The sequence below is a fragment of the Butyrivibrio sp. FC2001 genome (genome assembly GCF_000424125.1).
Lineage (GTDB): Bacteria > Bacillota > Clostridia > Lachnospirales > Lachnospiraceae > Butyrivibrio.
The window spans coordinates 290,384-302,839 of record NZ_AUJH01000004.1 but is presented as its reverse complement, the minus strand read 5'-3'; the positions used below and the strand labels follow the sequence as shown (position 1 = coordinate 302,839).

General features: G+C 38.1%; 16 protein-coding genes. 5 read left to right on the top strand and 11 right to left on the bottom strand.

The genetic code is table 11. The features are described from left to right. Positions 1–135 precede the first annotated feature (135 nt). From G601_RS0103445 to G601_RS0103425, 5 genes are all read right to left on the bottom strand, one after another. Positions 136–1,164, bottom strand: coding sequence for a tyrosine-type recombinase/integrase (locus tag G601_RS0103445; protein WP_026664484.1), 1,029 nt, complete (start codon positions 1,162–1,164; stop codon positions 136–138). A 423-nt stretch (positions 1,165–1,587) separates the two neighbouring features. Beyond that, on the bottom strand, positions 1,588–1,929 hold the full coding sequence (locus G601_RS0103440) for a hypothetical protein (protein ID WP_026664483.1): 342 nt from the start codon (positions 1,927–1,929) through the stop codon (positions 1,588–1,590). Between the two features lie 158 nt (positions 1,930–2,087). Continuing rightward, on the bottom strand, positions 2,088–3,137 hold the full coding sequence (locus tag G601_RS0103435; RefSeq protein WP_026664482.1) for a YcxB family protein: 1,050 nt from the start codon (positions 3,135–3,137) through the stop codon (positions 2,088–2,090). 103 nt (positions 3,138–3,240) lie between these two features. Further along, positions 3,241–4,119 carry a YitT family protein gene (locus tag G601_RS21765; RefSeq protein WP_051205559.1) on the bottom strand — a complete coding sequence of 293 codons (879 nt, stop codon included), beginning with the start codon at positions 4,117–4,119 and terminating at the stop codon, positions 3,241–3,243. 23 nt (positions 4,120–4,142) lie between these two features. Further along, a complete protein-coding gene (locus G601_RS0103425) occupies positions 4,143–4,757 on the bottom strand; it encodes a TetR/AcrR family transcriptional regulator (protein ID WP_155834447.1) in 615 nt (204 codons plus the stop codon). 57 nt (positions 4,758–4,814) lie between these two features. On the opposite strand from G601_RS0103425, the gene G601_RS0103420 reads away from it, so the two are divergent. Further along, positions 4,815–5,840 carry a sugar phosphate isomerase/epimerase family protein gene (locus G601_RS0103420; protein WP_081673363.1) on the top strand — a complete coding sequence of 342 codons (1,026 nt, stop codon included), beginning with the start codon at positions 4,815–4,817 and terminating at the stop codon, positions 5,838–5,840. A gap of 100 nt (positions 5,841–5,940) precedes the next feature. Here G601_RS0103420 and G601_RS0103415 read toward each other — a convergent pair whose 3' ends face one another. From G601_RS0103415 to G601_RS25990, 4 genes are read right to left on the bottom strand one after another with little or no spacing between them, the layout of a single operon-like run. Beyond that, on the bottom strand, positions 5,941–6,240 hold the full coding sequence (locus G601_RS0103415) for a hypothetical protein (RefSeq protein WP_026491884.1): 300 nt from the start codon (positions 6,238–6,240) through the stop codon (positions 5,941–5,943). Continuing rightward, positions 6,237–6,410: a hypothetical protein gene (locus G601_RS25995; protein WP_155834446.1), complete on the bottom strand. Its 174-nt coding sequence runs from the start codon at positions 6,408–6,410 to the stop codon at positions 6,237–6,239. Before G601_RS25995 ends, G601_RS0103415 begins: the two co-directional genes overlap by 4 nt. After that, positions 6,407–6,886: a cupin domain-containing protein gene (locus G601_RS21760; RefSeq protein WP_051205541.1), complete on the bottom strand. Its 480-nt coding sequence runs from the start codon at positions 6,884–6,886 to the stop codon at positions 6,407–6,409. The genes G601_RS25995 and G601_RS21760 overlap by 4 nt, the downstream gene beginning before the upstream one ends. A gap of 38 nt (positions 6,887–6,924) precedes the next feature. After that, positions 6,925–7,065 (bottom strand): hypothetical protein, encoded by a 141-nt coding sequence (locus tag G601_RS25990; protein WP_155834445.1) that lies wholly within the window; start codon positions 7,063–7,065, stop codon positions 6,925–6,927. Between the two features lie 184 nt (positions 7,066–7,249). Between G601_RS25990 and G601_RS0103395 the strand changes: the two genes are divergently transcribed. Continuing rightward, on the top strand, positions 7,250–7,459 hold the full coding sequence (locus G601_RS0103395; protein ID WP_026490098.1) for a helix-turn-helix transcriptional regulator: 210 nt from the start codon (positions 7,250–7,252) through the stop codon (positions 7,457–7,459). Continuing rightward, a complete protein-coding gene (locus tag G601_RS0103390; protein WP_026491883.1) occupies positions 7,459–7,938 on the top strand; it encodes a hypothetical protein in 480 nt (159 codons plus the stop codon). Before G601_RS0103395 ends, G601_RS0103390 begins: the two co-directional genes overlap by 1 nt. 249 nt (positions 7,939–8,187) lie before the next feature. Here G601_RS0103390 and G601_RS26605 read toward each other — a convergent pair whose 3' ends face one another. Both G601_RS26605 and G601_RS0103380 read right to left on the bottom strand, forming a co-directional pair. Continuing rightward, entirely contained in the window at positions 8,188–9,105 is a 918-nt protein-coding gene (locus tag G601_RS26605; RefSeq protein ID WP_207638012.1) for a leucine-rich repeat protein, read from the bottom strand. A 627-nt stretch (positions 9,106–9,732) separates the two neighbouring features. Further along, positions 9,733–11,433: a M3 family oligoendopeptidase gene (locus G601_RS0103380; protein WP_026664480.1), complete on the bottom strand. Its 1,701-nt coding sequence runs from the start codon at positions 11,431–11,433 to the stop codon at positions 9,733–9,735. A 216-nt stretch (positions 11,434–11,649) separates the two neighbouring features. Between G601_RS0103380 and G601_RS0103375 the strand changes: the two genes are divergently transcribed. Beyond that, positions 11,650–12,105 carry an AAA family ATPase gene (locus G601_RS0103375; protein ID WP_026664479.1) on the top strand — a complete coding sequence of 152 codons (456 nt, stop codon included), beginning with the start codon at positions 11,650–11,652 and terminating at the stop codon, positions 12,103–12,105. Continuing rightward, a complete protein-coding gene (locus G601_RS25640; protein WP_081673362.1) occupies positions 12,029–12,400 on the top strand; it encodes an RloB family protein in 372 nt (123 codons plus the stop codon). Before G601_RS0103375 ends, G601_RS25640 begins: the two co-directional genes overlap by 77 nt. Positions 12,401–12,456: the final 56 nt, after the last annotated feature.

Here is a 12,456-nt window from a genome sequence, read left to right as displayed (position 1 = left end):
TTCACCGCGATGTCCTTTGTCTTTTTAGTTTACTTTATCTTCTTTATGGTGGTGATATTGTTTGTTTCTGGTCTTCTTTGTTTGATTACGTTGATATTGTTGCCTATTTTAGGATTGGTTAGTAAATGTGATGTGTTATTCAAATAATGATCCTGCCGCTTCTGCAGCTTCATCAATCCTTGCTTCCTTATCTGATATGTAGTGCTTGGAAGTATCGATAGTACTGTGATGAAGAGCATCCTTTATTGCATAGATGTCCTTGGTTTTTGAGTATACTTTTGTGGCGAAGGTTGCACGCATCTTATGAGGTGATATGTTGTCAGGAAGTCCTGCTTTTTCGCAGTATTTTTCCAGCATTTTCTGTATGGCATTTACGGACATACGGGTTCCTCTGGTTGAGATGAAAAGAGCATTTTCCCTTGAAGAGCCCACCAACTGAGGTCTTGATTTTATCAAATAGTCGGTTATTGCATCATAAACTGGAGTAATAACGCGTACTTTGTCTTCATCGCCACCTTTTCTTACAATACGCAGATATATTTTTGTTTTATCAGTTTTGTCGATATCGGAAATGTTAAGCCCGACAAGTTCGGAAATACGCATACCGGTTCCAAGCAAAGTCATCATTATCGCAAGATCTCTTGAAACCATGCGCTCATTGTATTTAACTGCATGCTCAGACATTTTATCCTGACTTTTGATAGCGTTTAAAAGCACCGATACCTGAGAATCTGAAAGCTTTATTACATCATGTGCTTTAATTTTTGGGCCTTCTGTCAGAGCTGTCGGATTTTTAGTGATCATTTCATTGCCAATATAATATGTATACAACGTCCGGAGTACTGAGAGCTTCCTGCATTTCGCATTATTTGAAAGTTCCTTGCCGTTTTCAGACTTTGCCATGTAGGATTCGATATTGTTCTGGCGCAGTTTTTCAAGATCAGTCACTTCAAGGTGTTTTACCGAATCTTTTTTGGCAATTACCTGCACAAATCTAAGGAAAACATTTATTTCATACATATATCCAAGGATTGTGTTGGTTGAACGTCCCTTGGCTACCATGTGATCATAGAAATACTCGACAAATTCCGGCATTTCATTTAAAAGCTCATTTATTTTCTCATTGTTCTTTATATCAAGCTGATCCCTGTATTCGTGGCTCATAATCATCCACCTCTGTAAACCATAGTGTATATCTGATTAAATGCTGTCGGATGTCCGTTTTTGTAATGGCGTGCAAAATACGCACGCCAACAAAAAAGGCTCCCATCAAATTATAGCATATCTTTTGACAAAACTCGCATTTAATTGAAAGATGTATTGTCTGAATAATAACATTTCTTTTTCAATTTTTTACACGAAGTTTGCCAATAGGTGTCGGTTTTACATGATTTTTGCCAATAGATGTCAGTAACTGTCTTCATATATGTTCCGCTAGTGGCGTGCTATTGGATAAAAAGTCTTGCCTGAGTTCGTAATTGTAGAAATATATGATAGTAAGATATACCATGAAGGAAATCCCCTTTTTCAATTAATCCTACAAAAACTTTACGCTAGCAAACTGCACCCTGCCTCATGGCATTATCATCAATTGAATGCATCTGAATTCTGTTCCGATGCATTTTTCCTGTCGATCATTGCTCCGATCATCATACCTGCAAACATTCCAAGTCCTATTCCAAGGCACATACCTGTCGATACTTTGCCAATTATGAGATAACTTGCTATACATCCAACTGCAACTCCTATACCCATTCCCCAACTCTGACCAAGTATCATATATCTGTGCTTGGCTCTGTTCTTTTCAATCTCTTCTTTATTCTTTTCTGACATCTCCTTAACGTTTTTGGAAGTTGCTACTCCAAACAAAAGATAAACCGGTGCAAGTACTCCGATTAATACGATGAATAACCAGATTTTAGGTGTCATATTTTCAAGTCTCCTCTTTTAAGTTCTCCTAACAAGATATATTATAATCCTGCCCCAATCAAGGTAACATGGAAGAAGTGGTGAAATAGAAACTCATAATCTGTCCAAATGTTATTTGGGCAGGTTAGTATACCGGAACCATCCATTCTGCGTATGCTTTACGCTACCTTCTGCTCTAAATCCTGCAAGAAGGTTATCAATCCATCCGAACAATTCGCTTTTCTAACATTAATGGCAAGATTATCACTTATTAGGATATAGAAATTCTTATTGGTTTCAAATATCCTGTATATCTCATCGTAAGATGCCTTTATGCTTCCCACGTTACTGATCTGTTCGAGTTTTTCGCTGTCAAATGTGATAATAGCCACAAAGTTTCTAAGAAGCTTGTTGCTATAAAAATTCTTCCTGCATCTATAATTGAATAGAGAATAAAACAACACCGGCACTACAATAGCCAGAAGAATACTCTCTATAGCAAGCCTTAAGGAATGCGCAGGAAATGATATTACAAAGCCTGCAAGAAACATTATCTCGACGATCACCAGCACAAATATAATTGGTTTATGAATATTTTTAATGAGAAGCCAGTTGAAATCCTTGAGTTCATCGAGTTCCCATTCAACTTTGGCATTATACAGGATGTCTGTGTTTGACTCCACAGATCTGTATAGCTGTTCATAATCTGTATCATTAACCCCTGTTTCTGCAGTCCTAATTCTGCCGTTTACTTCTGTCTTAAGCTTCTGTATGAAGGAAATCAACTCCTCTGAACACTCTGACTTAATGATAGAAAAAGCCTGGATACTACTTACAAATATATAGAAATTGGTTTTTGTTTCAGTGATTTTGTACAGATCCTTATATGTGATCTTAGATGTTCCCTTTGGCCCATCAGATACCATGGCGTCTTCAAAAAAAGTATATGAAAAAGTGGTCCCATGCAACATTTTATAACTCTCGTAATTTTTCCTTATTCGTTTTGTTGCAAGAATATATATAATAATCGGGTAAAGTACCAGCACTATTGAGAAAACAAAAACATTTTCATAATTCCCTGTCCATACTCCGTTCACAATAAATGCTGCAAAAACTATTAAAGCAACAATTGCCGCTGTAATCCCGGCTTTGTTTTTGTATAGATATGTAGCCCAGAACGCTTTTTTCGCTTCCTCAAATGAATATTCCACCTTAGTCTTATATGACATACCGTAATTCCTCCTAAAATATGCAGCTATTAACTGCAATTAGTTCCCCCGAACCATTATACATTCAGAGAAAATTGCTTACAAGAAAAAGCCATCTTGGGATTCACTCAGGATGGGCTCTGTTAAAAATCCTTTCCGGCATGGATTTTGAGCGATACTGCATATCACTAACCTTATAAACTGTTATAAAGGCCTGGGGATCAACTCTATCTATAAAAGCCATGAGCTTTTGGAATTCGCTTTTATCAACTATAGTAATGATTTCGTTGTGTTCCTGCATGCGATAAGCGCCAATGACTTTATATATACTTGCCCCACTGTGAAGCTCATTAAGTATATAGTCACGGATTTCCTTTTCAAATGGGGAAACAATGCAAACTCTTCGTTTAAGCTTCTGATCAAAAATGAAATGATCCAGAATCATACCATTAAAATATGTTCCCAGAATGCTCAGTATCAATGTCTTAGTATCGTATACAAGGATAGACGATACAGCAACGCATAACCCGGCAGCTGACATGGCTTTTCCAAGTTCAATTCTCAGATACTTGTTAAGGATTTTAGCTACAATGTCCAATCCCCCTGATGAAGCATTTCTGTTAAAGAGAATGGCTATACCAATGCTTACAAAGAATATGTAACAGAGTACATCAAGAGTGGCATCCCCTGTAAAAGATACAAAATCTGGAAAGCATTTTTCAAAAGTTCCAATCACCACTGGCAGTAAAATCGATGTATAAACCGTCTTATATCCAAACTCTGCCCCACAGGTGATGAAGCCGATTATCAAAAGAAATACATTCAATATCATTGTTATCATCGATACTGGCAATGGTATAAAGTTCTTCAATACAATTGCCAGTCCGGAAATACTGCTGACCGATGCATGACTTGGCATGAGAAAAAAGAAGACCGCCGCTCCTATTATTATTGTGGCTAGTGTCAGAATCAATATTTCCTTTATCAGTGCTATTTTTTTCATAATAATCAATTTTCCTTTTGTTATCATATTCCGATTACTCTTCCGGATGCATTTAATATTAAACTGCACATTTTCTGACAGCTAAGGCTGCATCCGTCAGATATCCAGTCACTTATCATTTTGACACTTCCGTGTAAAACAAAGGAGGACAGATATTTTTTTTCATATTCTGTGATAGATGAATTACGCATGGATGCCAGCACAAATTTATTAAAATCCGGTAGTAATGAGCTTATATCTGATATAGGATTTAAGTTATCTTTTCCCAGAAATAAGATAAAAAAATCCGCATTGTCTTTTATGAACTGAAGTGCATTTACCAAATCATCAGCTATTTTCCGATCCTCGGCTAAATTCTCCATAACCAGAGCGGTTGTTTTAGATATATATATTGAAGCAATTTCGTTTAACACGTCATATTGACTGCCATAATATTTATAAAAAGTTGTCCTGTTTATGCCGGCTGTCATACATAATTCCTTTATAGTTATCTTTTCTATAGTGATATTTCCAAGCATTTGTATAAGGGAATTTCTTATACGCTCTTTTGTATGTAAAATCTTGGTCTCTCCGGAGGCTGTCATTGATACTCCTTTTCTGAAATCAACAGAAGTTAAATATTTGTCGGTTGAAATCAACACATGATGATTATATTATAAGCAAAAATAAACCGAAAGGAAATATAAGTATCTAAAATGAGAAAGTTAAAGGAAAAAAAGCCGCTGATATTCACCGTCTTAATTGCCGTGTTGTGCATGATTATTGCCTTTTTGATAAGAAATATATATCTAAATGCCACAGCAGGACCTTATGAAGTTACAAGAAAAGAAATAGCTGATTATTTCAGTGCACAGCTTAATACTCAGGAGAATACTGTAAAAAAAGGCGTGCAGCAGATTATGCTCGGTACAGTATCAGATAATTACGACACTACGCTTGACGCTTTGAAACATGTTAAAGCTGCCGGATATGATTATATAGAGATAAATGATTTCATGATAGAAAAATCTCCTTTTATAGTAAAGCTTTTGACAAAATTTGGTGGAATGGACATAGGAAACAGCGGTAATCAGGATTGGCATACGCTTATTTATGAGAGCGGGCTCAAGGTAAGCAGTATGCATTCAAATCTCGGTGCAATAGAAGCAGATCCTGAGAATGTTGCGAATCTTGCAAAAAGCTACGGCACAGACGTAGTTGTTATAACAGGAATGTACAGATTTGATTATAGCGATTTAAACGAGGTTGAGAGTCTGGCAGAGCGGTTAAATACTGCAGGAAAAGCTCTGAAAGAACACGGCGTAAAGCTTTTATATCATAATCACAACTGTGAATTGCAGAAGGTTTCAACGGATAAGACAGCTTATGATGTGATTATAGAAAACACTGACGATGAATATGTGAATTTTGAGCTGGACACATATTGGATGACTGACGGAGGCGCTGACGTCTATCCAATAATAGAAAAGCTCGGCTCACGTCTTAAGTACTGGCATATTAATGACAGAGGAAACACTCAAAAAGGACCATATATGACACCCATCCTTAAAGAAAAGGCCACAGAGCTTGGAAAAGGCAATATGAATCTTAAGGGCCTTTCTGAAGTCATAAAGGAAAAGGGTGTTATGGCAGTTATTTTGGAAACTCACATGAACTGGATTGACAATGATCCGGTAAAGAGTATCGAAGTGAGTTCGGAATTCATGAATAAATATTTTTAAACGTGGTTGAGATGAGGAAGATAATGCTTTGCGCAATGTCTCCTTTGGGCATACTTTGATCGACAATCCGGAATTACTGAGGCATTCATAGCTTCTATTATCATTTCCGCAAAAGAATCATATTTCTTTTGTATGTCATTCCCTGTAAAATTTCCTCATTGGAACTGCATTCCATGACATTCAGTCCTGAATGAAATGTGGAAAAAGACGCGAAGTGCTGATGTGTATCACAGAATGCCGGTATAAGAGAACGCTCCCCTAACTCTATCTTAGTAGAAGCGCTGTATTTTTCAGGAAGACTGTTTCCGACATAAACAATCCTTCCTTCATCCTCGACAAGATATCTAGCTGTTACATCATCCTGATTCACAGTCAGGATGTTCCCCTCATAAACCTTCATAGCCTTCCATCCTCCAGATACTCTATGTTTTTCTCAACTATATCCCTCGGAAAAACTGCACCGTAAAAGGCCTTGTATATCCCCAAAAGCTCATCCTTGATAAAATCGTGGGCCAGCCGTTCCTGATATATGGTTGTAATTTCAGCGCTTCGAAGCTTCCTTAGTTTCATTTGATCATATCCTCTGAATAAGCAAGGTGCTTTATCTTCTCATAATCTGCAGGGCAGATGTCTCTTACCTCATTTTCACCAACAAGCCTAAATCCATCGTAAGTAAACTTAGGCGTTGTGGCACAGGACATGAAACAATAGTTGCTTTTATCAAGGTTTTCTGCAGCAAAAATGGCTCCTTTAGGTATTACAGCCATGGCCTTCTGATCTTCCCCAGGACCAATTACAACTTCAGATACATTTCCATCTATAATCATGGTAATCTTAAGCCCGCAGCCCTCATGGTGGTACCAGATCTCATCACAGTCAATCTGATGAAAATGCGAAATATCCTCTCCTTCAAGCAGAAAATAGATACTTCCCATAAATGACCGGTTTTCATGAGAAAAAGGTGATGTGTAAACCTCTGCAAAACATCCGCCTTCAGGATGCTTTTCCAAATGGTATTTTTGTTTTAAATACTCTGCTCTTTCCATGACACCTCTTACTTACAGACTAATCTCTGCTGATTTATTCATTGGTCTAACACATCTGCAACTGCTCTTCCAAGCTCACTTTTTATTCGTTCAAGCTCACTGTTTATCTCATTCATTCTGTCTGCATCCTTGTTAAATGCATACGAACTAAGAAGTCCCCGATAAACACATTTTATCATAGCTAGGAAAAGTCTTAAACTTTCTTGATTTTTCAAAATGGTATTCTGTGTGGGCTTCCTATTTAATGCTTACGGATGATTTTTGAAAAAAGATAAAAAATAATGCAAAGTTAGCTTGACATAATATGCAAAGTAAACTATACTAAATTTGCAAAGCGAACTTAGCAAGAGTATGGAGGCTGTCATGAAAAACAAAATAAAGGAGTTAAGGAAAGTGAATAAACTTTCGCAATCTGAACTTGCTGATATTGTTGGAACTACGCGTCAGACAATTACCTCTATAGAGGTAGGAAAATATACAGCGTCTCTGATATTAGCGTATAAGATTGCACATCACTTCAATATGAACATTGAGGAAGTATTTGATTTTGAGAGCTTGGAGGAAGAAGACTAATGAATAACAAAAAAATGAATCAGATGAGAGAATCAATTAAAAAACAGAATTTTGCATATGTTGGAATTATACTACTTAGTGCAGCATTGTATTTTGTGTCACAGAGACCAACTATAACTGCAAGGTATGCAACATCTAATTATGCTGATTTCATGCAGGGATTTGTAATAGGAATGGTAATCGTATTGGACATCATAAGTATTTATCATCTTGTAAAGTATTCAAATGCTCTTAAGGATGATAAGAAACTTACACAAATCTATAACGAAATGCATGATGAGCGTATGTGTCATATCGAATCACTATCTGGGAAGTTTACAGTAAAGTTTGCAGCTATTTTCCTATTATTATTTGCAATAGTAGTAAGCTTTTTCAGTTTTGAAGCAGCAATTGCTATTATGGCAGCATTGTTTATACTGGGGATTGCCAAGAAAGTAAGCATGGTACACTATACTAGAACATATACGGGCGAGGAATAAAAAGAAAAGGCTCAAGTTTCTACGAAGCTTGAGTCTTTTCTTTTTGTACTTCATTTGTAAGCAACCAACTAGAGGGCTTTATATTTACCACTTACAAAAGAGTAAACGTAAAGCCATATTATCTGGAACTGTGTAAAATACTTGCTTCACTTTAAGATAAAAGCCGGAGGAATTATCCTTAGGCTTTTATCTGTTACATCATAAATTGCATAATTCATTCAGCTTATAGACTGTGCTAAAGCATCATAATTACTTTTTGATAGCTCTTAACAGTTTCCTCTTTTTGCTGCCCTTTACGCCTTTAAGCTTGATGACAGCGTCCTTGTTTATTTTCTTGAAAGCACCCTTACCGATTATCAGGGATTTATTAGCCTTAATTGTCACTTTCTTTAGCTTTTTACATTTATAGAAGGCTTTCTTTCCAATAGTAGCAACGTTTGAGCCTATTGTGACTGTCTTTATCTTCTTATTGTTCTTGCAGGCATTATCAGCAATTGCAATAACGGGATAAGTTTTTCCGTAAGCTGTAACGGTGTTTAGAGATGCCTTCTTTTTTGACGCTATCTTAATTGCGATTGCATTGCCGTTTCTATCAATTATGTAGGTGATACCATTAACGGTCACAGTTGACACTATATTTGCTGTGTCCACAGGTGATCCGTTTACAGAAAAAGTACCGTTCGAATCAGAAGCGTCCTGAGATTTTGGTTTGGAAAAAACAAATTTCAGAGTTCCATAATAAAATCTATAATCTTCTGACAGATCATCCATCGCATCTTTTTTGGCATCATTAGGCATTACAAACGTCACCTGATCCCTAATTGAGTTGGTAGGCAATACGGATATAGTATTTTTATAGGTACTCGAATCTATTTTATATACAATGTCATAGCTTCCGTTTTTATCCAGGTCCATTTCCATAGAGAGTTCATTAACTATCTTATAGTCGAATTCTGATATCATAGCCAGGTGCGCCACTGTGCTTGCCAATGCCAGGTCTTCAACTTCATAAGTACCATTTGTAAGGTCAATCTCAAATGAGCCTTTATTATATATTTTTTCAAGATCAACCGCAGGAAGAGTGACTGTCACAGGCTCTGAATCCGCAAACTTATTGAGATCATCGGATTTCGCTATAATCTCCAGTGGCTGTTCGTAATCTTTCATATCGACATAAAAATAGGAAAGACTCGTATAGGCGCAAGATATTGAGCGGGTTTTTGGATTACCAATCCGTATTTCCTTAAAGGTGCTCGCAGATTCCCAGGTTACTTTGTACCTAATGGCAGGAGTTCTACTGTTATCTACTTCTACCTTGATGCCTTCAACTTTGGGCGTTCTTTGGGATAGTGTCTTTGATACTTTTGTAATTTTGCACTCTTTATCAGATTGATATTTTTTCAGTGTGTTATAGTTTTTGGGGCTTGGAGAACATACCACATATAAGGTGATTTTCCCAAAATTATCCAGACTTTCATAGAAAAAAGGAACTGCACTCGGCTTAGAGTTAGCACGGTATTTCATTTCTGAACTTTTATAAATTTTCGTATCCCCATTTGTGATAAAAACAGTATAATATCCTTCTGATACTGCCTTGAATGTATAGAATCGGCCATCAAAGCCTACTTCTGTTGGTGCCTTAACACTTGTTGCAGCTTTCGAGTTTATGGACCCGAATCCAAATAAAGCTATCACACACATAAATGATGTGATAAAGAGTAGCAGATTTCCCCAAACTTTTTTCATTTCATAATTCCCCAAACTTTTTTCATTATGTATTATTTCGTTTTTTATTTACGCCATATAGCGCTTTGAAAGCTCCTCAATTACGTGAGCTGTGCTCTTTTCAACTGTTCCGACTTCAAAAGGACTATGAAGATTACCAATCTTGAGAAGCTCTAAGTATCCTTTTGTTCCACCTGCGCGGCAAAGGCGTAGATAGTCCTCCCAGGCTGCCTTTCTATCCTCTTTCATGCGCCCATAGTACTGGAACGCACAAATCTGTGACATAGCATATTCGATGTAGTAGAAAGGATAAAGGAAAATGTGCTGCTTCTGCATCCAGAAACCGCCTGCCTCCAGAAATTCATTTCCATCATAATCGCGCCATGGCATGTACTTCTGCTCTATCTCGTGCCATGTTCTTTTCCAGTCAGCTGCTGTGTACTCAGGATGTGCATAAACCTCATGCTGGAATTCATCAACACTTACCAGATAAGGAATTGTACTGAGCGCATCAAAAAGATGTGAAGTAACATATTTCTCAGTATTATCGCCAAAGAACAGTTCCATCCAGGGATAAGCAAAGTGCTCCATGGACATGGAATGAATCTCATTTATCTCAGCTGTTGAGCCGCGAAGTGCATTCACCTGAATTGATCTCATAGCAAGATATCCCTGGAATGCGTGACCGGCCTCGTGGGTAAGGACATCTACATCTGCCGAAGTTCCGTTGAAATTACTGAAGATGAAGGGAGCCTTGAAAAGGGGCATGGATGTCATGTAGCCTCCCATGCGTTTCCCCGGTCTGGTCTCCAGATCAAAGAGTTCATATTCTTTCATGAAATCAAAGAACTCTCCGGTCTCAGCACTCATCTCTCTGTACATCCTCTGTGCCTTGTCCACAAGCTCCTTTGCGCTTCCGATAGGTGCAGCATTTCCATCAGGGAATTTCAACTCCTCGTCATAGAAATAAAGTTTATCTATGCCAAGTTTTTCCTGCTGCGCCTTGCGCAACTTTGCAACAGCGGGTGTGATTATCTCTCTGACCTGTTCGCGGAATTTTGCTGCATCTTCCTGCTTATAATCAAAGCGGTTCCTATCGATATATGCCATATCAGTATAGCTTTTAAAGCCCATCTTAAGAGCCATTTCGTTGCGGAGTTTTACCATCTCTCCATACTGCGCCTCAAGCTCGGGACTGATTTTTTCATAAAGCGCAGCCCATGCTTCAAAAGCTTCCTTGCGCTCTGCGCGGTCTGTACTCTGCATGTGCTTGAGAAGTCCATAAAAATTGCACTCTTCTCCCCTGAAATCTGTCACCGCACTTGCGGTTGTCTTGGAGTATTCCTGACCAAGCTGCTCAGTGCGTATTGTCTCAGGGATAATCTTTTCATCACTCGTCATCAGTGAAGCATCCATCGTTCTAAGGAGCTGGGCACCAAATTCAGCCTCGAATTCCGGTCTGAATTTAGACTGTGTAAGAGCCTTCTCATAAGCATTGTACTGAGGGATGGTATTGGCAAATTCTTCCTGAAGCCATTTGATCTCTTTGTCGTAAAACTCATCCTTCATATTGATAGTATTGCGGACGTAAGCCAGAGTAGACATTGTCTCATCCGCCTGCTCACGCTCCTGCAGAGCATAGTACGCGTCCCTGACTTCCTCATAGCTCTTGGCATTAAGAACCTTTGCAGTAGCTTCTTCCAGAGCTTTTTTAAGCGCCTCCATATCCGGGCGCTTATATTCGATCTCACTAAATTTAACCGTTTTCACACCTTCTCCTTATATCTTGTTACCTATTAAACTGTTATGTTTACAGGTTGTATTTAACTTATTCATAAATCCTATAAAATAATACTATAAGAAGAGAAAACTTCCCACATTTTTTTGTAAGAGACAGTGCACGGTCTCCAATGCTAAAAGGTGTGATATGTGGTTTTATATCCATTTTGGTTAATTATTTTTCTATAATATCGTAAACAGCTTTACATGAAGCGCAAGCTTGGAAAAAAGGAATATGAGCTGTCATTCACAGAAGAATCAGATGGAACAAAGAAGCTTATCTCCGCTCTGCCAGTTATCCTACTAGCTCTACGTGAAGGAAGACTTGTCATCATTGACGAGCTTGATGCCAAACTCCACCCGAAGCTTCTGCGTTATGTGATCCTTCTTTTTAAAAATAAAGAGATAAACCGTCACGGTGCACAGCTGCTTTTCACTTCCCATGATATGTCTACTATGAAAAACTCCATCTTCCGCCGTGATGAAATCTGGTTTGCAGCAGAAAATGAAGCACACGAAAGTGATGTATATTCTTTACATGAAATGAGAAGCGAGGACGGAACACTAATCAAGAATACAGCCTCCTATGACAAGCAATATCTTGAAGGCCGCTACGGCGCAGATCCCTATCTTCAGAGCATGCTGGGAGGTGCGTTCAAATGAGTCTGAAACCACGTATCACGCGATATGGTCAAACCAGTGTGTAGAATTATGGTTTCTGCTTCATTTTAGCTTCTTGCAATCTGATCTTCATAGAAGCGAATACTGGCCGAAGCTCACGGATATTCTTAAATCTCTTGGAGAAGGAGAATACCGGAAAAATCGTGATGATATGTACCGGATACTATATCCTTACATGGATGCTGCCATCGCAAATGCCAAAAAGCTTGAAAAGATGAATGAAGGAAAATCTCCGTCCCAGTCAGCACCTGGCACGATGGTACACGTACTTGCCTAAAAGCTGAAGCCTTATCTTACAACCGAAAACTAAGAAAAATAGCCAGCACTTTGAAG

Excerpts from the sequence above, each read along its gene's own strand:
- G601_RS0103445 (WP_026664484.1), bottom strand. The coding sequence starts at position 1,164 with ATGAGCCACGAATACAGGGATCAGCTTGATATAAAGAACAATGAGAAA.
- G601_RS0103440 (WP_026664483.1), bottom strand. The coding sequence starts at position 1,929 with ATGACACCTAAAATCTGGTTATTCATCGTATTAATCGGAGTACTTGCA.
- G601_RS0103435 (WP_026664482.1), bottom strand. The coding sequence starts at position 3,137 with ATGTCATATAAGACTAAGGTGGAATATTCATTTGAGGAAGCGAAAAAA.
- G601_RS21765 (WP_051205559.1), bottom strand. The coding sequence starts at position 4,119 with ATGAAAAAAATAGCACTGATAAAGGAAATATTGATTCTGACACTAGCC.
- G601_RS0103420 (WP_081673363.1), top strand. The coding sequence starts at position 4,815 with ATGAGAAAGTTAAAGGAAAAAAAGCCGCTGATATTCACCGTCTTAATT.
- G601_RS0103415 (WP_026491884.1), bottom strand. The coding sequence starts at position 6,240 with ATGAAGGTTTATGAGGGGAACATCCTGACTGTGAATCAGGATGATGTA.
- G601_RS25995 (WP_155834446.1), bottom strand. The coding sequence starts at position 6,410 with ATGAAACTAAGGAAGCTTCGAAGCGCTGAAATTACAACCATATATCAG.
- G601_RS21760 (WP_051205541.1), bottom strand. The coding sequence starts at position 6,886 with ATGGAAAGAGCAGAGTATTTAAAACAAAAATACCATTTGGAAAAGCAT.
- G601_RS25990 (WP_155834445.1), bottom strand. The coding sequence starts at position 7,065 with ATGATAAAATGTGTTTATCGGGGACTTCTTAGTTCGTATGCATTTAAC.
- G601_RS0103395 (WP_026490098.1), top strand. The coding sequence starts at position 7,250 with ATGAAAAACAAAATAAAGGAGTTAAGGAAAGTGAATAAACTTTCGCAA.
- G601_RS0103390 (WP_026491883.1), top strand. The coding sequence starts at position 7,459 with ATGAATAACAAAAAAATGAATCAGATGAGAGAATCAATTAAAAAACAG.
- G601_RS26605 (WP_207638012.1), bottom strand. The coding sequence starts at position 9,105 with ATGAAAGATTACGAACAGCCACTGGAGATTATAGCGAAATCCGATGAT.
- G601_RS0103375 (WP_026664479.1), top strand. The coding sequence starts at position 11,650 with ATGAAGCGCAAGCTTGGAAAAAAGGAATATGAGCTGTCATTCACAGAA.
- G601_RS25640 (WP_081673362.1), top strand. The coding sequence starts at position 12,029 with ATGACAAGCAATATCTTGAAGGCCGCTACGGCGCAGATCCCTATCTTC.